At 65.6% G+C, this 22872-nt stretch carries 17 protein-coding genes and 1 pseudogene; 5 read left to right on the forward strand and 13 right to left on the reverse strand.

Features of this window, described 5'->3' with window-relative positions; all coding sequences use genetic code 11:
• Nucleotides 1-68 precede the first annotated feature (68 nt).
• From G6N15_RS09995 to G6N15_RS10025, 7 genes are all read right to left on the reverse strand, one after another.
• Nucleotides 69-1472, reverse strand: coding sequence for a nitrate/nitrite transporter (locus tag G6N15_RS09995; protein WP_083088793.1), 1404 nt, complete (start codon nt 1470-1472; stop codon nt 69-71).
• A gap of 172 nt (nt 1473-1644) precedes the next feature.
• A complete protein-coding gene (locus tag G6N15_RS10000; protein WP_083088794.1) occupies nt 1645-2193 on the reverse strand; it encodes a GNAT family N-acetyltransferase in 549 nt (182 codons plus the stop codon).
• Between the two features lie 10 nt (nt 2194-2203).
• Nucleotides 2204-3121: a 5-oxoprolinase/urea amidolyase family protein gene (locus G6N15_RS10005; protein WP_139797917.1), complete on the reverse strand. Its 918-nt coding sequence runs from the start codon at nt 3119-3121 to the stop codon at nt 2204-2206.
• Nucleotides 3122-3131: 10 nt separating this feature from the next.
• On the reverse strand, nt 3132-3782 hold the full coding sequence (locus G6N15_RS10010) for a 5-oxoprolinase subunit B family protein (RefSeq protein WP_083088796.1): 651 nt from the start codon (nt 3780-3782) through the stop codon (nt 3132-3134).
• A gap of 107 nt (nt 3783-3889) precedes the next feature.
• Nucleotides 3890-4870 (reverse strand): ABC transporter substrate-binding protein, encoded by a 981-nt coding sequence (locus G6N15_RS10015; RefSeq protein ID WP_083088797.1) that lies wholly within the window; start codon nt 4868-4870, stop codon nt 3890-3892.
• A gap of 7 nt (nt 4871-4877) precedes the next feature.
• Nucleotides 4878-5462 carry an acyl-CoA-like ligand-binding transcription factor gene (locus G6N15_RS10020; RefSeq protein WP_083088809.1) on the reverse strand — a complete coding sequence of 195 codons (585 nt, stop codon included), beginning with the start codon at nt 5460-5462 and terminating at the stop codon, nt 4878-4880.
• Nucleotides 5463-5497: 35 nt separating this feature from the next.
• Nucleotides 5498-6730, reverse strand: coding sequence for a DNA polymerase domain-containing protein (locus tag G6N15_RS10025; RefSeq protein ID WP_083088798.1), 1233 nt, complete (start codon nt 6728-6730; stop codon nt 5498-5500).
• A 47-nt stretch (nt 6731-6777) separates the two neighbouring features.
• Here G6N15_RS10025 and fadD2 point away from each other — a divergent pair, with 47 nt between their 5' ends.
• Nucleotides 6778-8529, forward strand: coding sequence for a long-chain-fatty-acid--CoA ligase FadD2 (fadD2, locus tag G6N15_RS10030; protein WP_083088799.1), 1752 nt, complete (start codon nt 6778-6780; stop codon nt 8527-8529).
• Nucleotides 8530-8683: 154 nt separating this feature from the next.
• Here fadD2 and G6N15_RS10035 read toward each other — a convergent pair whose 3' ends face one another.
• The 3 genes and pseudogenes from G6N15_RS10035 to G6N15_RS10045 form a co-directional block, all read right to left on the reverse strand.
• Nucleotides 8684-10891: an acyl-CoA dehydrogenase gene (locus tag G6N15_RS10035; RefSeq protein ID WP_083088800.1), complete on the reverse strand. Its 2208-nt coding sequence runs from the start codon at nt 10889-10891 to the stop codon at nt 8684-8686.
• Nucleotides 10892-10921: 30 nt separating this feature from the next.
• Nucleotides 10922-11364 (reverse strand): annotated as a pseudogene (locus G6N15_RS10040) (2-hydroxyacid dehydrogenase); the annotation flags it as partial.
• A gap of 113 nt (nt 11365-11477) precedes the next feature.
• Nucleotides 11478-12611: an alpha/beta fold hydrolase domain-containing protein gene (locus G6N15_RS10045; RefSeq protein ID WP_083088801.1), complete on the reverse strand. Its 1134-nt coding sequence runs from the start codon at nt 12609-12611 to the stop codon at nt 11478-11480.
• A 299-nt stretch (nt 12612-12910) separates the two neighbouring features.
• On the opposite strand from G6N15_RS10045, the gene G6N15_RS10050 reads away from it, so the two are divergent.
• The gene (locus G6N15_RS10050) at nt 12911-13486 is read left to right on the forward strand and encodes a VOC family protein (protein WP_083088810.1); all 576 of its coding nucleotides are present in this window, start codon (nt 12911-12913) and stop codon (nt 13484-13486) included.
• 6 nt (nt 13487-13492) lie between these two features.
• Here the strand turns inward: G6N15_RS10050 and G6N15_RS10055 are convergent, their stop codons facing one another.
• Nucleotides 13493-14101, reverse strand: coding sequence for a TetR/AcrR family transcriptional regulator (locus G6N15_RS10055; RefSeq protein WP_372506524.1), 609 nt, complete (start codon nt 14099-14101; stop codon nt 13493-13495).
• A 111-nt stretch (nt 14102-14212) separates the two neighbouring features.
• Between G6N15_RS10055 and G6N15_RS10060 the strand changes: the two genes are divergently transcribed.
• Complete coding sequence (locus tag G6N15_RS10060; RefSeq protein WP_083088803.1) at nt 14213-15112, forward strand: oxygenase MpaB family protein; 900 nt, start codon at nt 14213-14215, stop codon at nt 15110-15112.
• 70 nt (nt 15113-15182) lie between these two features.
• Nucleotides 15183-16091 carry a class I SAM-dependent methyltransferase gene (locus tag G6N15_RS10065; RefSeq protein ID WP_083088804.1) on the forward strand — a complete coding sequence of 303 codons (909 nt, stop codon included), beginning with the start codon at nt 15183-15185 and terminating at the stop codon, nt 16089-16091.
• A 68-nt stretch (nt 16092-16159) separates the two neighbouring features.
• Here G6N15_RS10065 and G6N15_RS10070 read toward each other — a convergent pair whose 3' ends face one another.
• Nucleotides 16160-17614, reverse strand: a complete 1455-nt coding sequence (locus G6N15_RS10070) for an aldehyde dehydrogenase family protein (RefSeq protein ID WP_083088805.1) — start codon at nt 17612-17614, stop codon at nt 16160-16162.
• Between the two features lie 83 nt (nt 17615-17697).
• Nucleotides 17698-20337, reverse strand: coding sequence for a PPE domain-containing protein (locus G6N15_RS23930; RefSeq protein WP_456299208.1), 2640 nt, complete (start codon nt 20335-20337; stop codon nt 17698-17700).
• A gap of 692 nt (nt 20338-21029) precedes the next feature.
• Here G6N15_RS23930 and eccA point away from each other — a divergent pair.
• Nucleotides 21030-22871 carry a type VII secretion AAA-ATPase EccA gene (gene eccA / locus G6N15_RS10085; protein ID WP_083089521.1) on the forward strand — a complete coding sequence of 614 codons (1842 nt, stop codon included), beginning with the start codon at nt 21030-21032 and terminating at the stop codon, nt 22869-22871.
• The last annotated feature ends 1 nt before the right edge of the window (nt 22872 follow it).

Raw genomic sequence — 22872 nt, forward strand, 5'->3', positions numbered from 1 at the left:
CCCAGTGGCGCACACCACATCGGACGTAGATCCGCGCCTGGCGCACACCGTGTTTCAGCGACGCAGCGCTATGTGGATGCCGGAGCCAACTCGTCTCGCACGAGGTGTGGCAGGCCCGTCAGCACCGGGCGGCGGACGTACCGCAACCATGTCAGCGTTGCGGCCCCGACGTAGCAGAGGACAAACACCCAGAAGGCTGCTGTAGCCGAGCCGCTGGTCAAATACGACTGTCGCAGCGCCAGATTGATGCCGACACCGCCGAGTGCGCCGATGGCGCCGGCGAATCCGATTAGCGCCCCTGACATCGCTCGCGACCACTGCCGGCGTTCCGCCTCGCTGAGGGCCAGCGAGCGGCTGCGCGCCTCGAAAATCGACGGAATCATCTTGTATACCGAGCCGTTTCCGATGCCCGACAACACGAATAGCGCGACGAAGCCGACGACATAGCCGACCATCGTGGTGGCCGTCGCCGGGCCGGCTCGATGATCATCGACGGTGCTGACGGCGATGAGAAGGCTGGCCGCCAAGATCATCCCGCCGAAGGTGACTAGCGTGATACGGCCGCCGCCAATTCGGTCGGCGAGCCGGCCGCCGTACACCCGTGCAATGGATCCCAGCAGTGGGCCGATGAACGCGATCTGCGCAGAGTGCAGTGCGGCCTGGGCAGCGGTTTGGCCGCCGGCGGTGAAGTTGATCTGCAGGATCTGGCCGAACGCGAACGAAAAGCCGATGAAAGACCCGAAAGTGCCGATGTAGAGCATCGCGACGACCCAGGTGTCGCGCTCGGACAGGATGTCACGCATGGCCGTCACGTCAATCTTGTGCTGCGCGAGGTTGTCCATGAACAGGGCCGCGCCGATACCGGCGATGGCCAGCAACACCAGGTAAACCGCACATACCCAGTAGGGCGAGCGGTTGCCGGCGACGGCGATCACTAGCAGGCCGACCAGCTGGATCATCGGCACGCCGATGTTGCCGCCGCCGGCGTTGATACCCAGTGCCCAGCCTTTGAGCCGCTGCGGGTAGAAGGCGTTGATGTTGGTCATCGACGACGCGAAATTGCCGCCGCCGAACCCGGCAAGCGCCGCGCACACCAGATACACCCATAGCGGCAGGCCCGGGTGGGCCAGCAGCCACAGCGTGCCGAGTGTCGGGATCAGCAGTGCGAAGGCCGAAAACGTCGTCCAGTTGCGGCCGCCGAACGTCGCGGTGGCCAAGGTGTAGGGAATGCGCAGGCACGCACCTACCAGGGTGGCGGTGGCGCCCAACAGAAACTTGTCGGCGGCGGTGAACCCGTAGACCGCCTGTGGCATGAACAACACCATCACCGACCAGATCGACCAGATCGAGAAGCCGAGATGCTCGGCGACCACCGACCAAATCAGGTTGCGGCGAGCGATCTTCTTGTTGCCGGCCTCCCAAGCCACTGTGTCCTCGGGATCCCAGTCGGTTATCAGATGTGAACGTGGCATGGGGCCACGCTAAAAATGTTGTGTTGCCGACAATCTCCCTGGCGTCACCCAGGCGTGAATTTCACTTCACAATCGGGGGTCTCACATGTGAGACCGTGCAGCTGTGCACATGCGACGCGTACGGTCCCGCGTCGATTCACGCGTGCAATGTGGCGAAGTCCGCACCAAGTCGCTACCAGACTTTCCCGTCCCGCCAATCGCACGTCAGCCCGGCCGAGGTGTCCATGTTGATGCCGATCGGCAACACGAACACCGCTCCGTCGGCCTCGGGGGTGCGGGTCGGTCCGGTCGGAGCCAGTACCGAGGTGGGCCCCCGCCAGTGCAACCAGCCGCGCAACGTGAACATCTGCTGGCCCCGGTCCGACGAGGCCTTGATGGCACCGATTTGATAAGCGCCGCGCATCACCTGCTCGGCGGCGTCTAGCAGCGCGATCGCCAGCCCCTGACCGCGCCAATCTTCGCGGACCGCCACCCCTTCGACGTACCCGCAGCGCAGCGCGGCGCCGCGGTAGAGCAGCCGACGTTGCACGACGGCAGCGTGCGCGATGATCGCGCCGCGATGCCAGATCAGGGCATGCATCCCGCCGAGGGCGTGCTCCCAGTCGGTGTCGCTGAATTCATCGCCGAACGCCGCGCTGACCATTTGGCGGGCGCTGTGGTAGGTCTCGATGTCCAGGTCGGCAGTGTGAACTAGGCGTGCCGTGTGGACCTGGGTGCGCACACTCCCCGGTTTACCAGTTTGACGCCCCCGCCGCAGCCGAGGTCAATTCGGAACGCCGCGGCGACCGGGGCCGCGACCAATGCAGCCGGACATACTGGCCGGGCCGGATCTGGGCAACCTTGTCGAGATCGTCCTCGGCGACCACGCCGGCCACCGGGTAGCCGCCGGTCACCGGATGATCCGGGCCGAGAATGACCGGTAAACCGTTGGGCGGCACCTGAATTGCGCCGCGAGTGACACCTTCGCTGAGCAATTGACAATCCGGCCAGCGATACCGCAGTGGGCGTCCTTCCAACCGCATCCCCACCCGGTCGCTGCGGTCGGTGGCCATCCAAATCGTGTGCACCAGGGCGTCGGGGTCGACCAGCCAGTCGTCGCGGGGTCCCGGTACCACGAGCAGTTCCACCAGGTGCTCTTCGATGCCCGCCACCGGGGCCTGCTCGAGTTCGGGGTAGGCGTCGGTGTGCTCGCCGACCGGCAGCACGTCTCCTGCTTGCAACGGCAACGGCCCGATGCCCGACATCACGTCGTAGCTGCGCGACCCGAGCACGGGCGTTACATCAAATCCCCCGCGCACCGCTAGATAGCTGCGCAGTCCTACAAGCGGGGCGTCCATCGAAATGACGTCACCGTCACACACATGCTGAATGCTGTTGGTACCGAAGGCGATTCCATTGACGGACGGGTTGGTGTCGGCTCCGGTTACCGCGACGTCGACGCTGCCGCCGCGGATTCGGGCAGCGAAACCGCCGAATGTCACCTCGATGGTGGCGCGGTCGCCCGGATTTGCCACCAGCCTGTTGGCCAGGGTGTGCGAGCGACGGTCAGCGGCCCCCGAGCGGGTGACACCGAGGTGGGCCAGACCGACCCGCCCCAGGTCCTGAACGAGCGCCAGCGGCCCGGTGCGCAAGATTTCCAGGGTTGCCACCATGTCTCTCCTATGCGGCTCGAAACTGGACCCACATGCCCGGTGTCAACAGCGCCGGGTTGGGGCGGTCGATGTCCCACAGCACCGCATCGGTGTGCCCGATCAGTTGCCATCCGCCCGGCGATCGGCGGGGGTAGATCCCGCTGAACTCGCCGGCCAAGCCGACCGAGCCGGCGGGTACCGATGTCCGCGGTTCGGAGCGCCGCGGTACCGCCAGCCGCGGATCGCCGCCGACCAGGTAGGCGAAGCCCGGGGTGAAGCCGGCGAAACCGACCCGCCACGGTGTTGTGGTGTGCGCGTTGATGACCTGGGCGGTGGTGAGCCCGGTGAGGTCGGCGACCTCGGTGAGATCCACGCCGTCGTAGACGACGTCGATCACCACGTCGACACGACCGTCCGGCGGAGCGGTCTGGACGGCATCCGGGTTGATCTCCAGCTTGCGCAGCCGGTGCCGGGTGACTCCCTGGTAGCGGTTGCCGTCGAGCTTGACCAGCACGGTGCGCGCGGCCGGGACGATGTCGATCACGCCGGGCAGCGCCGCGTCGCGCACCGCGACCGTAGCCGCCAGGACGTCGGCGCTGCTGTCGAACTGCAATAGCAGCGCTTGGTCGCCGTAGTCGTGAACGCTGTCGGCGACGATCGGGTCTGTTGCCACGCTCATTACTCGACGGTAACCCCGGCTTGGGTGGGCGACGAGAAATTTTCGAGCACTGCCAGAGGTGCCTTAGTGAACACTCATACACCGCCCGGTGTGCCGTCCGGAAAGGCCTAGGCGGCGACGATTTTGGCGATCAGCGGCGGCAGTTGGTCGGCCACCAGTGGGTAGCTCAGCGGCGAGGCGAACGCGAGTGCACCGGCCTGCTCTTTGGTGGTGAAGATGCTGTGTGCCCGCAACCCCGCCACGTCGGCGTTGGCGAGCAACGCCTGCTGCTCGTCCGGGCTGTCGGTTGTCCAGATCAGCACATCGGCGGACTCGAGCGCGGACCTGATCTGGTTGCGCGGAACGAAGGCGCGCTGACCGTCGACAGCGAACGGTTGAATGCTGTCGGCGACCACCAAGCCCATCAGGGTCAAAAACTCGGTTCGCCAGCCCGGCAGGGTCGCCACCACGTTGTCCTGGTACAGGCTGCCCTGCAGTAACAGCACCTTCTTGGCTTTGAATTGCGGGTTCTGGTTGGCGACGGCGCGGAACTTGGCGTCGACGCCGTCGACCAACGTCTTCATCTGGTCGGCTTGGAAGACGGCTTGGCCGATCGCGGCGGCCTGGTCCTTCCACGGCTCGAAGAAGGCGTCGCCGTCGGATTGCGGGATGGTCGGCGCGATCGCCGAGAGCTTCTGGTAAGTGTCGGCATCCACGCCGGCGTTGGTGGCCACGATCAGATCCGGTTTCAGGCCCGCAATCTGGTCGACCTGTATTCCGTTGTCCAGGTTCAGCACCACCGGCTGGGCGCCGCCGAGCTTGGGTTGGGCCCACGGCCACACTGCGAACGGTTGATCGCCAAACCAGTTGGTCACCGCGATCGGCACCACGCCGAGCGCCAGGAGGTCGTCTTGCTCCGTGTAGCCGGCGCTAACCACCCGTTTGGGCGGGGCGGGAATACGGGTTTCCCCGAAGATGTGTCTGATCGTGACCGACCGTGCACTGCCCGCGCCAGGTGCGGATTTATGCGACGCGCACGCCGCTACTGTGCCGACCACCAGCACGCCTGCCCCGCATAGGAATTCGCGTCGACTCCGTTGGTTGGCCATCTTTACCTCACGTCAGCGGCATGCCGGCGTCGATGAAATCCATGGTGCGGTAGACCAGCTCGGCGGTGACCGGGGCGCCGTCCGAAGCCGCCATCATGGCGCCGGTGGCAGCACCGGCGAACACCCGGATTTCGAAATCGCTTGGGCTACGCCCGGTTCGGCGAGCTACCGCCTCGGCGATCACGGTGACGGTGCGCTGGTATTCCTCGTAAAGGGCGGCCTTGAGTTCGGGTATCGAGAAGATCAGCTGCTGCCGGGTTTCCTCGAATTCACGCTGCTCTTCGGACATGTTGGCCATGACGGTCTGGTAGGCGCCGCGGAAAGCCTGGATGGGCGTGTGGTCGGGCGGTTGCTGGGCGAAGGCTTCCAGGATCAGCGGGTCCAAGTCATCGGCGAGCAGCACGGATTCCTTTGACGGGAAGTAGCGGAAGAAGGTGCTCGGCGAGACTTCGGCGGCCTCGGCAATCTGCTCGACAGTGGTGGCGGCGTACCCGTTCTCTTCGATCAGCCGGAACGCCGCGCGCCTGATCGCCTGGCGGGTTTTGATCTTCTTGCGTTCCCGCAGACCCAGCGCTTGCTCAGTCGCCCGCATGCTGCGATTCTCCCGCAGACTCGGCGGTGCCAGGGTTAGCGGCTCGGCCATGGGCTGTAATCGGCGATCAATTCCTCTTGCGGTGGGCGCTGATCGCGTGGCACGTGTTGCAGGTTGATCCGAATCCGGTACCAGATCGAACTGGGCCCGCGCATCCCGTCGACCAGCACGTCGGCCGGGTGCAGCTGCTCGGCGGCGGCGGGGTGGCGGTCGCGCCAGGTCTGCAGCGCGGCCATCGCCTCGTCTTTGGTTTTCGTGCGGGCGATCTCGATGAGCGGCATCGACGAAACCCGTCTGCCGACACGGCTTCTTCCCGCTCCCTTCGGCGGCTTCTCGGCCGGTCCCTGTTCGTCGGCCAGAGCCAGCAATGACTCGAGTCCGCCGGCGGAGTCGTCCATGCCTTCCCACGGGTCGCCGATGTCGGCGAACCTTTCGGGCACCGTCGTCATCGTGAACGCTTCAGGGCGGCAGTCGGCCACTTCGTTCCAGCTCAGCGGCGTGGACACCCGGGCGTCAGGCGTGGCTCGCACCGAGTACGCCGACGCCACCGTGCGATCTTTGGCGTTCTGGTTGAAGTCGACGAAGACTCCCTGGCGTTCTTCCTTCCACCAGCGGCTGGTGGCCAGATCGGGTGCGCGTCGCTCGACTTCGCGGGCCACCGCCTGGGCGGCCAGGCGTACTTGGCGAAAGGGCCATCGCGGCGCGATGCGTGCGTAGATGTGGAAGCCCCGTGATCCGGACGTCTTGGGCCAGGCCGTCAACCCGTAGTCCTGCAGCACGTCGCGGGCGACTGAGGCGACGTCGAGGATTTGCGCCCACTCCACACCGGGCATCGGGTCGAGGTCGACGCGCAATTCGTCGGGGTGGTCGAGGTCCTCGGCGAGCACCGGATGCGGGTTGAGGTCGATGCAGCCCAAGTTGATCACCCACGCCAGCCCGGCGGGGTCGCGGATGACCGCCTCTTCGGCCGAGGTGCCGCTTGCGTAGCGAAGTTGGGCGACGTCGACCCAGTCCGGCCGCTTCGCCGGTGCCCGCTTTTGGAAGATCGCCTCTTGGTCGATGCCCTTGATGAACCGCTTCAGGATCATTGGACGCCCGGCCACGCCGCGCAGCGCGCCGTCGGCCACGCTCAGGTAATAGCGGATCAGATCGAGCTTCGTGTGGCCGCCTCGACCGTCCTGGCCGGGAAACACCGCCTTGTCCGGATGCGTGACGGCGACCGAGCGTCCGTCCACCTCAAGGGACAGCGGACCGACCATGCCGATCATGCTAATTTCCCAGCCGCGCTGAGACGCCGGTCACATATTGTGGGGATATGCCGAAGCTCACTGATCTGCTCCCCTGGAACGCCGCGCCCAAAGCCCTGCAGTACGCCGACCGGGGCTTGGCCGAACTGCACTACCTCCGCAAAATCATTGAATCGGGCGCGTTCCGGCTGGAGCCGCCGCTGAACTACGCGGCGATGGCCGCCGACATCCGCCGCTGGGGTGAGATCGGCATGCTGCCGTCCTTCCAGGCCAGACGCACGCCCAACAAGACGGCGATCATCGACGACGAGGGCTCGATCACCTACAAAGAGCTCGATGAAGCCGCGAACGCAGTCGCCCACGGTCTGCTGGCCAAGGGTGTGCGTGGCGGCGACGGTGTCGCGATCCTGGCGCGTAACAGTCGCTGGTTTGCCATCGCGGGCTTCGGATGCGCGCGGGTCGGGGCACGCATCATTTTGCTCAACAGCTCGTTCTCGGGCCCGCAGATCAAGGAAGTGTCCGAGCGCGAAGACGCGAAGCTGATCATCTACGACGACGAGTACACCAAGGATGTCAGCCAGGCGAAGCCTGAGCTGGGCAAGCTGCGGGCACTCGGCACCAACCCGGACGCCGATAAGGAGTCCGGCAGCACCGACGAGACACTGGCCGACCTGATCGGCCACAGCAGCAAGGAGCCAGCGCCCAAGGCCAGCAAGCACTCGTCGATCATCATCCTGACCAGCGGAACTACCGGGACCCCAAAGGGCGCCAACCGGAGCACCCCGCCGAGCCTGGGCCCGATCGGCGGCATCTTGTCCCATGTGCCGTTCAAGGCCGGCGAGGTGACGTCGCTGCCGGCGCCGATCTTCCACGCCCTCGGCTTCCTGCACTTCACCATCGGAATGTTTCTCGGATCGACGTTGGTGCTGCACCGCAAGTTCAAGCCTGACGTGGTGTTACAAGACGTGGAAAAGCACAAGGTGACGGCGATCGTCGTCGTCCCCGTGATGCTCTCGCGCATGCTCGACGCGCTGGAAAAGATGGACAAAAAGCCTGACCTGTCAAGCCTGCGAATCATTTTCGTGTCCGGTTCGGCGCTGAATGCCGACGTGGCCGAACGGACGCTCAAGGAGTTCGGACCCGTCCTCTACAACATGTACGGCTCGACGGAGATCGCGTTCGCCACCATCGCGGAGCCCAAGCATCTGCAGAAGAACCCGTCGACGGCGGGACCGGTCGTCAAGGGTGTGAAGGTCAAGGTCTTCGACGACAACGGGAAGGAACTACCGCAGGGCGAGGTCGGGCGGATCTTCGTCGGCAGCAGCTTCCCGTTCGAAGGTTACACCGGTGGCGGCAACAAGCAGATCATCAACGGCATGTTGTCCTCTGGCGACGTCGGCTACTTCGACGAGGACGGCCTGCTCTTCATCAGCGGCCGCGACGACGAGATGATCGTCTCCGGCGGCGAGAACGTCTTCCCGGCCGAAGTCGAGGACTGCATCAGCGGGCTTCCCGACGTGGCGGAGGCCACCGCGATCGGCGTCGAGGACAAGGAGTGGGGTCACCGCCTCAAGGCCTTCGTGGTCAAGAAGGAGGGCTCCGACCTCGACGAGGACACCATCAAAAAGCACGTGCGTGACCAGCTGGCCAAGTACAAGGTTCCGCGAGAAGTGGTCTTCCTCGACGAGCTGCCGCGCAACCCGACCGGCAAGATCCTCAAGCGCGAACTGCGCGAGATGGACGGCGACAACGATCAGCAAGGCAAGAAAGGGGCCGGAGACCAGAAAGCCGACAAGTCCGCGAAAGCCGACAAAGAGTAGCGGCTACAAGCGGCTCAGCGGTCGTAATCCGGTTGCGTCGTCGAGTTGTTCACGCACATCATCGGTCGTCGCGGCCCTCCGCTCGATCCAGATTGCACTCAGGGTTGTGGTTTTCGCAGGATCACGACCATGGCTGCAATCTCGCGCGAGCAACTTACGGGTCTCGGGGCAGGCCGAGCAGCCGCTCAGCGATGATGTTGAGCTGCACTTCCGACGTGCCGCCGTAAATCGTCGTTGCCCGGCTGGCCAGCAGGTACTGGCCCCATTTGCCGGACAGTTCGTCGGGGTCACCGATCGCGGCGTCGGTGCCGAACGTCGACACCGCGAACTCGGCATAGCCCTGCGCTGTGCGCATCGACAGCAGCTTCGAGATCGCGGCTGAGGGCATGGCGTCTCCGCCGGCCAGCGTCAACAGCGTCGAACGCATGTTGAGCACCTTGGCGGCGTGGCCCTCGGCGATCAGCTGTCCGGCGCGGTTCTGGGCCACCTGATCGAACTGGCCGTCGCGCATGAAGTCGACGAAGCCCTCGAGGTTGGCCAGGAACGGTGCCTCGCTGCTGCCGATCGACACCCGCTCGGCGGTCAGGGTGTTGCGGCTGACCTCCCAGCCACGGTTCACCTCGCCGAGCACGCAGTCGTCGGGCACGAACACGTCGTCGATGAAGACGGTGTTAAACATCTCGCCGCCGGTCAGCTCGCGCAATGGCTTTACCTGCACGCCTTCGCTTTTCATGTCCAACAGGAAATATGTGATGCCGTTGTGCTTGGGTGCGCTGGGGTCGGTGCGGGCCAATAGCGCTCCCCAGTCGGAGAACTGCGCGGCTGTGGTCCAGATCTTCTGGCCGGTGATGCGCCAACCGCCCTCGGCTCTCGTCGCTTTCGTGGTCAGCCCGGCCAGGTCCGATCCGGCGCCCGGCTCGGAAAACAGCTGGCACCACATGATTTCGCCGCGGAACGTCGGCGGCAGGAACCGCTGCTTCTGCTCATCTGTGCCGAACGCCACGATCGACGGGACGATCCACGACGCGATGCCGATTATCGGACGCTTGACCCGTCCGGCGCTGAACTCCTGCTCGATGATGATCTGCTCAACCGGACTGGCCGCCCGGCCCCATGGTTTCGGCAGATACGGCAGTACCCAGCCGCCCTCGGCGATGGCGACGTTGCGTCCTTCGCGCGGTATCGCCTTGAGCGCGGCGACTTCGGCCCGGATCTCGGATCGCAGCTTTTCGGTCTCGGGATCCAGGTCGATGTTGAGCTTGCGCATGCCGGTGCTGGTCGCAGTGTCGACCACGCGCTGCGGGTAGTCCGTGCGGCGTCCGAAGGATGCGGCCAGGATCAACGCCCGGCGGTAGTACACGTTCGTGTCGTGCTCCCAGGTGAAGCCGATGCCACCGTGCACCTGGATGCAGTCCTGGGCGCAGCGCTGTGCGGCCGCCGGCGCCAGCGTCGCAGCCACCGCTGCGGCGAACTCGACCGCGGAACCCGCGGCGTGCCAACCGTTTTGACGAGCTTCGTCGAGTGCGCGGGCGGCGTCCCACACTGCAGCGGTGGCCCGCTCGGTGTCCGCGATCATTTCGGCGCACTTGTGCTTGACGGCCTGGAACTGGCCGATCGGCCGGCCGAACTGTTCACGGATCTTGGCGTATTGCGCCGCGGTGTCGGTGGCCCACCGCGCCACACCGATGGCCTCCGCCGATAGCAGGGTCGACATCAGCGCGTGGGCGGTGGTGGTGTTGAGGTTGCTCAGCACAGCGTCGTCGTCGACCTCGACGGCGTTGGCGCGCACGTGCGCGATCGGGCGCAGCGGGTCGATGCTGGCGACCGGTTCGATCTCGAGTTGATCGGCGCGCAGCACGATCCACTCCTCGCCGCTTTCGATGGCGACCGGCAGCACCAGGATTGACGCCTGAGCCGCCGCTGGGACCGCCCGCACCTCGCCGCGGATCACCAGCCCCGTATCCGACTGCGCGTGCCGGGTGGCGGTGAGCCCCGAACCCAATGCGTACGCGGCGATGGCGGCGCCGGACGCCAACGCGGCCAGCACTTTGGCCTCCGGGTCGTGCGCCGAGATGAGTGCACTGGCGATCGCCGACGGCACGAACGGCCCGGGCACCGCGCCGGAGCCGAATTCCGCAAGCACGATCGCCAATTCGAGGATGCCGAAACCCTGCCCACCGACCGATTCAGCCAGGTGCACACCTTGCAGCCCCTGTTCCGCGGCGGCCCGCCAGTACGGTGGGGGATTCTCGATCGGGTTCTCTAAGGCTTCGTGCAGCACCTCCGACGGCGCCATCCGCGCCACCAGTGACCGCACGGAGTCGGACAGGTCTTGATGCTCAGGAGTGATTGCGATCGGCATTGTTCGCCTTCCCTCGGTGACGTCCCCAATCTAATAACCGGTCGGTTGGTTGACCACATCGGCCAGCGCCTGCCCGTCGCGTAGCCGACGGCAGTTCGCGACCGCCGCGACGAGGTAGCGGTGCATGGTGTCGACCGTCCGGCGACGATGCGGGCCGTGGAGCGGCCTGAGGAGGAGCCGGACCATGGGGTCATGTACCAGCTGACATGCGGTGTGAGCACCACGTTGTCCAACCCCAGCAGGGGGTGTCCCGCTGCACCGGCTCGACTTCGAACACGTCCAGCCCCGCAGCGCCCAGCCGGCGCTCGCGCAACGCCTCGATCAGGGCAGCCTCGTCGACGATCGGCCCGCGCCGTGTTGACCAACACCGCCCCCGGCTTCATCCGGGCCAGCGCCTCACGGCCGAGCAGCCCGTGAATGGCAGGCGTCAACGGTAGGTGCAGCGAGACGACATCGCTGGCAGCCAGCAGCTCGCGGTAGAAAGCGGCGTCGTCATCCGCCGCGCACCATCGGATGTCAAGCCAATCCGCCTCGTGCGCAATGTATTCGAGTACCTTCCCGCCTGGGACAAAGTGCGCTAAAACTCTCAGCGCCACCGCTTGGCGATCCACCTGGCGATGGTATCGGCCTGCTCGCTGCGCGCCCCCGGGGTGGTGAAGTAGTGGTCGGTGTCGATTGAGACCTGAGCCTTGTCGGCGGTGCCCAACGCGTCGTAAATGCGTTGGGCATCCGAGGGAAAGACGCCGGTGTCCGCCTCAGCGTTGACCACCAGCGCCGGACAGGTGACGCGGGCCAGATGCGGCTCGGCGCGGGTCTGCGCAGTCCGCAGGCTCCACATGCCCAGCCAGTTGCGCAGGGTGCATGCCGCGGCGATCCCATGTGCGGAGCGGTTGGCCTTCGCTGGGGCGCCCGCATAACACATGTTGGGCTGACGCTTCGTCGGCTCGATGCTGGGGTCGACCATGCGCGGATCGGCCCACGTCCGCATCACTGTGAACGGCCGGTCCGAAAAACCAGCGGCTCGAACCCTTTTCAACTCCTTCTCCGCCCAATCGGTAATGGCGTGATTACGAGCGACCTGCGCTGCTCGGTAGCGGCTGAGAAACTCGGGCGAGTACGGCGGGCCGTTGCGCTCGTTGAACAGGTCCAGTTCGGGATCGGTGGCGACCGGGTCGTTTTCGTCGACGACGGCGGCGTCCATCCATGCGGTCAGCACGTCGGGGCGCCCGGGATGGGCGGCGCTGGCCACATAGCCGTCGGCGGGAAGCAAATCGGTGAGCCCGGCCGCCGGCCGCATGCCGGGCAACGGAGTGACGTTCGGCTCCACCGCCTGCGACTGGTAGGCGGCCATCAAGGATCCGCCACCGGAATTACCCAGCAACACAACGGCTTCCACGCCCTGAACGTCACGCAGCCAGCGCACACCGACACCGATGTCGACCAGCGCATGGTCGAGCAGGAAACTGCTCTCGAAGCCGCGAAAGCGGGTGTTCCAGCCGAGGAATCCGGTGCCGCGGGTGGCCATGTAGTCGGCCAGGTAATGCTCGGAGAAGTCGATCTGGTAGTGGGTGGCGATGATGGCCACTTTCGGTTTGCGGCCCACGCCGCGGTGATACAGCCCCTGGCAGGGGTGCCCGCCGGCGCCGGCGCGCCGGGCGGTGGGCGAGGGCAGCCCGATGAACTCGCGGATCACGCCGGGCGTCCCGGATGCACGAGTCATGTCAGCGGACCTCCCCCAGGTCGACGGCTCGAGGGAGAACGGTGGCCAGTGTCTTCGAATGACCGCGCGGACGGCCTCGATCGCTTTCCGTGTCCGCCGGCGGCGGTACGTCCGGAACTCGGCGTGCTGGTCCGTTGCTCGGACACCGTAGACACCCCCGCGCCTCCTCTCGTGGCGTTGGACGGATTATCGCGGGCTTGGGCTGGCTGGGAGAGCAGAATGTGGCGAACCTGGTGGTAATTTGGGTCCACGGTCTTGGCCAGACCGCCGAATACATCTCGGAGTTCACGGGGGCCGCGATGATCAAGCCGCACAACACCAACACCGAATTCGAATTGAGCGGGATCAACCACGTCGCTCTGGTGTGTTCGGATATGGCCTGCACTGTGGACTTTTACACCAACGTGCTCGGCATGCCGTTGATCAAATCGCTTGATTTGCCGAACGGTCAGGGGCAGCATTTCTTCTTCGATGCCGGCAACGGCGACTGTGTGGCGTTCTTCTGGTTCGCCGATGCGCCTGATGCGGTGCCCGGTATCTCCTCGCCGGCGGCCATTCCGGGCATCGGCGATATCACCAGCGCGGTCAGCACCATGAACCATCTTGCTTTCCACGTTCCTGCCGAGAAGTTCGACGCCTACCGCCAGCGGCTCAAGGACAAAGGTGTGCGGGTCGGCCCAGTGCTGAACCACGACGAAAGCGAAATGCAGGTTTCGCGCACCCTGCATCCCGGCGTCTACGTCCGCTCGTTCTACTTCCAGGACCCCGATGGGATCACGCTCGAGTTTGCTTGTTGGACAAAGGAATTCGGCGAGAGCGATACGCAAGCCGTCCCGAAGACCGCAGCAGACCGGCGTGTTCCTGCTGCGCGGTAACGGCGTCTAGTCGCGGTAGAGGCTCGGATCGGCGAGTTCGTCGAGCAGCGACGCCAGGTGGTCGACAAGCTGCTCGGCGCTCAGGCGTACCTGTCCGGCCAACCAGGCGCTCAGGGTTTGCCCGACGCCGCCGACGACGAAATGCGCCGCAGCCTTGATGCGGTCGTTTTCCGGGATGCGCAACGTGCTTCCCACGTGTTGGCCGGACAGCATCGCGAACAGGGCACTGGATTCGGCCCGCTTGCGAACCAGCACGGCGTTGGCCAACTGCGCGCTGAACAGCAGCCGCCCGACACGGGGGTCGCCGGCAATAGTGCGCACGATGTTGGCCATGCCCGCGCGGGTTTGTTCGCGGGGTGAGACGGCGGCGACCGCCGCCTGGGTGGTGGCGGCCAGATCGGCGATCACCCAATCGAACACCGCGCTGACGAACTCGTCCTTGTCGGCGAAGCTTTCGTAGAAATAGCGGGCGGCCAGCCCTGCTCGACGACAGATCGCGCGAACGGTCAACTCCGTCGGCTCATCGGCCCCGAGCAGATCCAGGCCGGCGGACAACAGCCTGCGCCGGCGCTCGGCAAGCCGGTCGGCGGCGTCGACGCCGCGATAGGGCCGCATGGTTTCGGCTAACCCGGATTTGGCGGCCATGGGCACCATCTTGACATTGCTGCTCGGCGCGCGGCAATATCAGGAAACAAGCGTTCTCACAATTAGCGGGCAGGTGCGGCTATGACGATCAGCGGACCCATCCAGCATGTTGAGCGCCCGGTCGCCGACCCGCCAGTCAGGAAGCCGCGGCGTCGCAGGGCGCGACGAGCCGGTATCGACGACGGCTTGATGGGTGTAGCACTGCTGGCGGGACCCGCCAACGTGATCATGCAGTTGGCGCGCCCCGGGGTCGGTTACGGCGTGCTGGAAAGCCGGGTGGAAAGCGGCCGGGTCGACTTGCACCCGATCAAGCGAGCACGCACCACGTTCACCTATCTTGCGGTGGCCACCGCGGGTACCGAGGCTCAGAAGCTGGCGTTCAGACGAGCAGTCAACCGAGCGCACGCCCAGGTGTACTCCACACCCGAGAGCCCCGTGCAGTACAACGCGTTCGACCCCGACCTGCAGCTGTGGGTGGGAGCGTGTCTGTACAAGGGCGCCGTCGATATCCACCGCATCTTTATCGGCGAGATGGACGACGAGGAGGCCGAACGCCACTATCGCGAGGGAATGGCGTTGGGCACCACACTGCAGGTGCCGCCGGAGATGTGGCCACCGGATCGCCACGCGTTCGACAAGTACTGGCACGAGTCGCTGGACAAGGTGCACATCGACGACGCCGTGCGCGAGTACCTGTATCCGATTGCCGCCGGCCGGATGCCGGGCGTGAGGCTGCCCGGCCCGCTGCAGCGCTGGTTGGACGGGATCGCGCTGCTGATCACCACGGGCTTTCTGCCGCAACGGTTCCGCGACGAGATGCGGTTTCCGTGGGATGCCGCCAAGCAACGACGCTTCGACCGGCTGATGGCGTTGCTGCGCACGGTGAACCACCTCATGCCGCGATTCGTGCGGCAGTTCCCGTTCAACGTTTTGCTGTGGGATCTCGACCGGCGGATCAGGACGGGCCGCCCGCTGGTGTGACAGCGTCCGAGTCATACCGACCAGGTCGCCTGCGAAGCCAGACTAAGCACTTTGGCGTAGGGTCGGTCGAGTGCGTAGCGAAAATGACACCTGGGACATCACGACAAGCGTCGGTTCGACCGCGTTATTTGTGGCCACCGCAAGAGCATTGGAGGCCCAGAAGCATGACCCGTTGTCCGTCGACCCATTCGCCGAGGTGTTCTGCCGCGCAGTGGGCGGTCCCGCGGCCGACGTCCTCGATGGCAAAGCGTTCGAACACCCGCTGAAGACAACGGACTTCGGCGAACATTTTGTGAACTTCCAGGGCGCGCGCACCAAGTATTTCGACGAGTACTTCGGTCGCGCCGCAGACGCCGGCGTGCGGCAGATCGCCATCTTGGCCGCGGGGCTGGACTCGCGGGCCTATCGGTTGCCGTGGCCCGACGGGACGACGATCTTCGAGTTGGACCAACCGCAGGTGCTGGAGTTCAAACGCGAGGTGCTCGCCGAGCACGGCGCCAAGCCCAAGGCCGAGCGCCGCGACGTGGCCGTCGACCTGCGCGAAGACTGGCCACAAGCGCTGCGCGACAGCGGATTTGACCCCGCCAAGCCGTCGGCCTGGATTGTCGAGGGTCTGCTGATCTACTTGCCCGCCACCGCGCAGCAGCAACTGTTCAGCGGCGTCGACGCGTTGGCGGCAGCGGGTAGCCACATCGCCGTCGAAGATGGGGCGCCGCTGCCGGCGCAGGAGTACGCCGCCAAGGTTGAGGAGGAACGCGAGGCCGTGGCTCGAGGCGAGCAGCGCTTGTTCTTCCAGTTGATCTACAACGAGCACTTCGCCCTGGCCGACCGGTGGTTGAGTGAGCACGGCTGGATCCCGGAGGCGACCCCGCTGGCCGACTACCTACGCGAGCTCGGCCGGCCCGTGCCGGGACCGGAGAATACCGCGGCCGGGCCGATGGTCTCCCGCAACACTCTGGTCAGCGCCGTCAAGGACTGAGCTGTCGCCACTCTGTGTTTAGGGTGTCGCTGGTGCATCTCCTGTTCACATACGGCACCTTGCGTGACCTATAGCTGCGCCCAGACGATCTTGGTTTGCAGGTACGTTTCCAGACCCGCTTTGCCGGATTCAAGACCCCAACCCGACTGCTTGTAGCCGCCGAACGGCATGGAGTGGTCGAACTGCATCTGGCAGTTCAGCCCCACGGTTCCGGCCTTGAGCCGCTTGGCAATTCGGTGTGCGCGGGCCAGGTTCGTCGTCCAGGCGGTGGCGGCCAGCCCGTAGGTGGTGTCGTTGGCCAGCGCAACCGCTTCGTCCTCGTCGTCGAACGGCAGCACCGCGACCACCGGCCCGAAAATCTCCTCCTGAAACAGCCTGCTCGTGGTGGCGACGTTGGTGAGCACGGTGGGATGCACGAAGTAGCCCTTGCGGTCGAGCCGGTGCCCGCCGGTGACGATGTCGACGCCGTCAGACTTGCCCTGGTCGAGGTAGCCCAGCACCCGGGTCAGCTGCTTTTGGCTGATCAGCGGGCCGATCATGGTGCCCTCGTCCTTGGGGCCGCCCAGCTGAAGGGTGTTCGCGATATTCGCCAGGCCTTCCACGACCTTCTCGTACACGCCGCGCTGGGCGAAGATCCGTGACCCGCACACACACGCCTGCCCGGAGTGGATGAACGTGCCGAAGGCCGCCATCGGGATGGCCGCGTTCAGGTCGGCGTCGTCGAAGATCAGCACCGGCGACTTGCCGCCGAGCTCCAACGTCACCTTCTTGAGGTTGCTTGAGCCGGCCGCATGGACGATTTCCCGGCCGACTTCGGTCGATCCGGTGAACGCAACCTTGTCGACGTCGGGGTGCGCAGTGATCGCCGCGCCGGCGGTGTGCCCGTAGCCGAGCAGCAAATTCGCGACACCGTCGGGCACCCCGGCTTCGCGCAGGATGTTGTCCAACACCAACGCCGACAGCGGAGTCTCCTCGGCGGGTTTGACGACGCTGCTGCAGCCCGCCGCGAGCGCCGGCGCGAGCTTGCAGCAGAAATTGAAGACCGGCCCATTCCACGGAAAGATCAGCCCGACCACGTCGTAGGGCTCTTTGAGGGTGTAGGCGTGCTGGTGGGAGTCGATGCCGGTGAGACCGCCGGTGTGCACGTCGGCGGCGATGCCCTCGATCTTGGTGCACCAGCCGGCGTAGTAGCGGAAGAACTCCGAACCGACGGTCACCGTTCCCTGGGCTTGCAGTGGGGTCATGCCGGCGTTGAGCGATTCGAGCTCGGCCAGGATCTCGGCGTTCTGGTCGATCAGCTCGCCGACCCGCCACAGGATCTTGGCCCGCTCGCTGGGTGCCATGTCCCGCCACACGCCCGACTCGGCGGTTTCTTTCGCCCGGGCCACCGCCTCGTTGACGGCTTCCGGGCCGCAGTCTTTGAACTCGGTGATCTGCTCTTCAGTGGCTGGATTGAAAACCGGGATCTCGTCACCGGTGCCTGGTCGTTTGCGAACCTCGTCCAGCACAGCCTGCACCGACATTGATGTCCCCTTCTCGCGTCTTTGCGGACGTTCTCGAAGCCGTAGGTTATGCGCTTAACCACGGGATGTCTAGGGCACCCGGTTTACGTCGAGGCGCGCACGATCAGCCGGGCGATGTCGGTGGGCTGCGGGGGCGCCGGCGCGGGATATCCGAGTTCGGTGAGGACGGCAGCGATCGCGGCGTCGGCGACGGCGGTGGGATTGAACTCCACCGTGGTCAGAGGCGGCGAACTGATCTCGCCCATCGGAGTGGCGTCGACGCCGATGACGGCGAGGTCGCGTGGGCAGCGCAGCCCTGCCTCGCGGATGCCGTAGAGGACTAGGTGCGCGATCTCGTCACTTTGCGCGCAGACCGCGGTGACGCCGTCGGCCACCCAGCGGGCGACCACGTCGGCAGCGCTGTCCACCGTGACGTCGTCGACCTTGACGGGCGGCAGACTGTGGGCCCGGGCGGCGCGAGCAACACCCTCGAGCCAAAAGTCGCCCAGTGCACGCCATTTGGCGATCGCAGTGTAGGCAAATGCAATTCGTCGGTGGCCTCGCGCTACTAGGTGGTCGACGCGCAGCGCGCCGACGGACAGATGCTGATCGCCCAGCGCGGGCAACGTCCCGATCTCGATGTAGGGAACGTTGGCGTCGCGCACCGCGCTCAGCGCACCACTGCTCAGTGGAAAGAGGCTGGTGACGGCAATCGGGTCAAGATTCTCGACCGCGTCGACCGCATGCTGGTCATCCTCGGTCTCGAAAATCTGTACTTGTACCAGGCCGCGGCGCGCCAGCGCGGTGGTCATCCGGCTGCCGGCCTGCATCGGCATGTCACCCACGGCTACCCGTGGGACCACATAGAGCACCACACCGCTCTTGCCGCTGGCGAGGTTGCGTGCTGCGGCATTGGGCCGATAGCCCAGCTGTTCGGCGGCGCGATACACCGCTTCCCGAGTGCGTGCCGAGATGCGTCGACCGCCAGCCCCGTTGAGGACGTAGCTGACCGTTGCGGTCGAAACGCCCGCCAGGCGCGCTACGTCAGCATGCGTGGGCCGCGTAACTTTGCCTGCGCTGGACACCTCGCCCTCCGCGTCGGCCATGCCCCATCGTGGCATGACGTACCGGCCGGCATCGGGACCGCCGTCCATTTCGGGGCCGCGGGCATGGCCCGCCACTGCACCGAGCCAGTGACGCAAGCTGGGCGAAAACTGGGAATCTCCGCATGGTTTGGTCAGGCGTCCCAAATGATTCGGTGTGTCGAGCCGGCGTGCAGATAGCCTGGCGATCTGTTGCTCAACGAGGACCGTGCTCGGCTCGGCTCGGCTCGTCCAGGTTTCGGGCAGCGCACCAGGCAGCGATGTCTGCTGCGAGGGCTTCGTAAAGCGCCCGCAACATCGGTTACTTGTCCCCGACCCTGCTCCGAGATCGCCCACCAGGTATGGGTAGACGGAACTTGTGCGCCCACCGCGCTTTGCGCGCCGACGGTGCCCTCCGTTCCCACGAGCGGCGGTGGCGGCCGGGCGCCCGGCGGGGGTGGAGCGGCGGGAGCAGAAGCCGACACCGGAACCGAGGCGGGCGCCGGCGCGGAGCTGACGACGGGAGCGGGCCCGGCTGCGGGCGCACTGGGCACCGCTGTGGCGGGCACCGGTGCCGGCGCGAGCGGAATCGGTGCGGCTACCGGCCGGCACCGCAGCGACCGCGCTGGCCAGGCCTGCCGCACTGCCTGCCACTCCCGCCCCGGCGGCTGCAACGGGCGCGGCAACCATCGGCGTCGCCAAGCCCAGCGAGTAGATCGGATTGGCCGCAATAAAGGCGGGCAGCAGCGCGGGATTGTTGAGAAGAATCCAGGTCAAGTCCAGGGTCCGGTGGACGACGAATTGGATGCCGAGAAGCAAGACAGCTTCGGCGAATTGCACCGGATTGTTTGCGTAGTTGGCCAGCATGGCTTCAGCCCGGGGCAGGAACGTCGCCAGACTCGGCTGCATCGTCTGGAACGAATTCGGTGAGAACGGGTTGAACTGCGGCGGAAATATGGCTTGGAGCCATTGCTCTGGCGTGGTGGGCAGGGTGGTGCCCATGCCGGGCATGTTGCCCATGCCACCGCCCATGCCAGAGCCGGACCCCATGCCGCCCGAGTTGCCCATGCCCGAACCCGACCCCATGCCCGAGCCGTTGTTCCCCATGCCGCTCGAATTGTTCGACTTCATGATCTGGGGTGCCGGTGTGGTCCGTGGCGCCGAAGCGAGCGCGGCCGTCGACGTCGCTTGATACGTGCTCATGGTTGTCGCGGCCTGAATCCACATCCGCACATAGGCGGCTTCGTTCAGTGCGATCGGAACCGTATTGATACCAAAGAAGTTCGTCGCCACCGACACCGCCTGGGTGGCGTGGTTGGCGGCCAACTCAGCCAACGTCGGCATCGCGGCCAGTGCGGCGGTATAAGCCGCCGCCGCAGTCTCGTGTGCGGTGGCTGTGGCAGCGCTGTCAGCGCTCGCTTGCAACAGCCACGCGAGATATGGCGCATGCGCGGCCACGTATTGCTCTGCCGTCGACCCCTCCCATGCACCCGCCTGTACAGCGCCCAGCAGGGCGGTGAGTTCGTCTGCCACCGAGGCGTACTCGACGCTCAGCGAGTTCCACGCCCCTGCCGCGGCAAGTAACGGGCCGGGGCCAGGGCCGCTGGACAGCAGAGCAGAATGCAACTCCGGCGGAAACGCCAGCCAGACCGGCGCCACCATGGCCGACCTCGCGCAACCGAACGCACCGGCGCCACCACACTTCGACGATCAACACCCGACGTCACTGCAGGCTCCCTTCGATTCGGGGCCACCCACCAGCGCCGCAGCTTCAGTGATCAACGCGGACGGCTGTCTGGTAGGACCGTCGCACATGATTACGCGCCTGCCATCCGCATACACGGATAAATATGCCGATTAACTCCGTCAATTACGGGTTTATGGCGCTATTATCGCCGCAGCAACCTCAGGCTTGTAACCAGGGGAAGGGCGTTCGGGTGGACGGGTGGTAGCCCGAGGACAACGAGCCATGTCTCGGAACCGATGCGGCCGCATTACCGACTACCTGAGCGGCGTTCGATCCGGATACCGCGAGCCGGTCCCCCGGGCACCAACAGAACTTCCGTCCGCCAGCAAGAGCAGAAAAGCGAACCAGTAACGACATTCGTTTTCACTAGCAGGGCCGATCTTAGATATGGTTCCAAAGGGCAAGTTGAAAATTGTTTTCATCACGGCGGGCCGGCCCTCGGGAGGCGGAAGGAGGCGGGTGTTACCTCATCGACAGTGGTTGGGCGCCTCGTCCAGCAATGGCAGAGGCCATGAATTAGCCAACTCCGCATCTCGACACTTAGCTTATGCAATGCTAACTTCAGCGAAGTTAGGTTGCACTAAGAAACCCTGGGAGGGTATGGGCCGTGGACGGCGGTGACATGGGGACGCTCACGGCTCGTCCCGCTGCTGTTCGGGTAGACGACGACGTCGTCAGCCGGTTTGCCACCTGTTGCCGGGCCCTCGGCCTGACGGTCTACGAGCGCCGACGCCCAGCCGACCTCGCCGCGGCCCGTTCCGGATTTTCCGCGCTGACCCGGATCGCGCACGACCACTGCGACGCGTGGACCGGCCTGGCCGCTGCCGGCGACGCGTCCACCCCAGTGCTCGAATCGATATCACGCACCACCGCTACTGCCGGCCTACTGCAACGCCGGATCGAGTTAGCGCCTGGCGCGCTGGGCTTCCAGTACGACACCGGGTTGTATTTGCGGTTCCGTGCCAGCGAGCCGGACGATTTCCACCTTGCCTATGCCGCGGCGCTGGCGGCCGACGGGCGATTCGCCGACGCGCATCGCCTGGCGTCAGACGTCATGCAACGCCGGCCGGAATGCCGTGAGGCTCGCTGGGTCTCGGCAGCCATCCACCACCGGGCGCAGCGGTGGTCGGATGTCGTTAAGCTGCTCACGCCGATCGTCAACGACTCTCAACTTGACGAGGTCTTCGCCCACGCAGCCAAGGTCACGCTGGGCATCGCGCTGGCCAGGCTGGGGATGTTCGCCCCGGCGTTGTCCTACTTGGAAGAACCCGACGGCCCCATCGCCGTCGCGGCGGTCGACGGCGCACTGGCCAAAGCTCTGGTGCTGCGCGCGCACGTGGACGAGGACAGCGCCAACGAGGTCTTGCAGGACCTCTATGCCGCCCACCCCGAAAACGAGGAGATCGAGCACGCCCTGACCGATCCCAGCTTCGGGATCGTCACCACCACCGCAGCGCGGATCGAGGCCCGCACCGATCCATGGGATCCCGAAACGGAGCCCAGCCCAGGCGATTTCGTCGACCCCGAGGCCAAGGAGCGCAAGCGGGTGCTGCTGGCAGAGGCCGAACGCGAGCTCGACGAGTTCATCGGCTTGGACAAGGTCAAAGACCAGGTGGCCCGGTTGAAGAGCTCAGTCGCCATGGAGGTGGTGCGCAAGCAACGGGGCCTTGAAGTGGCGCAGCGCACCCATCACCTGGTGTTCGCCGGGCCTCCCGGTACTGGTAAGACCACGATCGCTCGCGTGATCGCCAAGATCTACTGCGGCTTGGGCTTGTTGAAAAAGGAAAACATCCGAGAGGTCCACCGCGCCGACCTGATCGGCCAGCACATCGGCGAGACCGAGGCCAAGACCAACGCGATCATCGACAGCGCATTGGACGGGGTGCTGTTCCTCGACGAGGCCTACGCGTTGGTGGCCACCGGCGCCAAGAACGACTTCGGCTTGGTCGCCATCGACACGTTGCTGGCCCGGATGGAAAACGACCGCGATCGATTGGTGGTCATCATCGCCGGGTATCGCGCCGATCTGGACAAGTTCCTCGACACCAACCAAGGCCTGCGGTCGCGGTTCACCCGCAGCATCGACTTCCCGTCGTACAAGCCGGCCGAGTTGATCGAGATCGCGAAGTTTATGGCCGCCAAGCGCGACAGCGTTTTCGAGCAGGCCGCCCTCGACGACCTCGAAGCGTTGTTCGCGCATCTGGCTAACATCGCCAAACCCGACGCATCCGGGGTCGAACGTCGCGGGCTGGACATCGCCGGTAACGGCCGGTTCGTGCGCAACGTCGTCGAAAAATCCGAAGAGGAACGCGAATTCCGGCTGGACCACTCCGAGCACGCCGAAACCGGCGAGTTCACCGACGAGGAGCTGATGACGATCACCGCCGAAGACGTCCGCAACTCGGTGGAGCCGCTACTGCAAGGCCTCGGCCTGTTGGAGCCGGCATGAC

It is taken from the genome of Mycobacterium noviomagense (genome assembly GCF_010731635.1).
In the GTDB taxonomy this organism is placed as follows: domain Bacteria; phylum Actinomycetota; class Actinomycetes; order Mycobacteriales; family Mycobacteriaceae; genus Mycobacterium; species Mycobacterium noviomagense.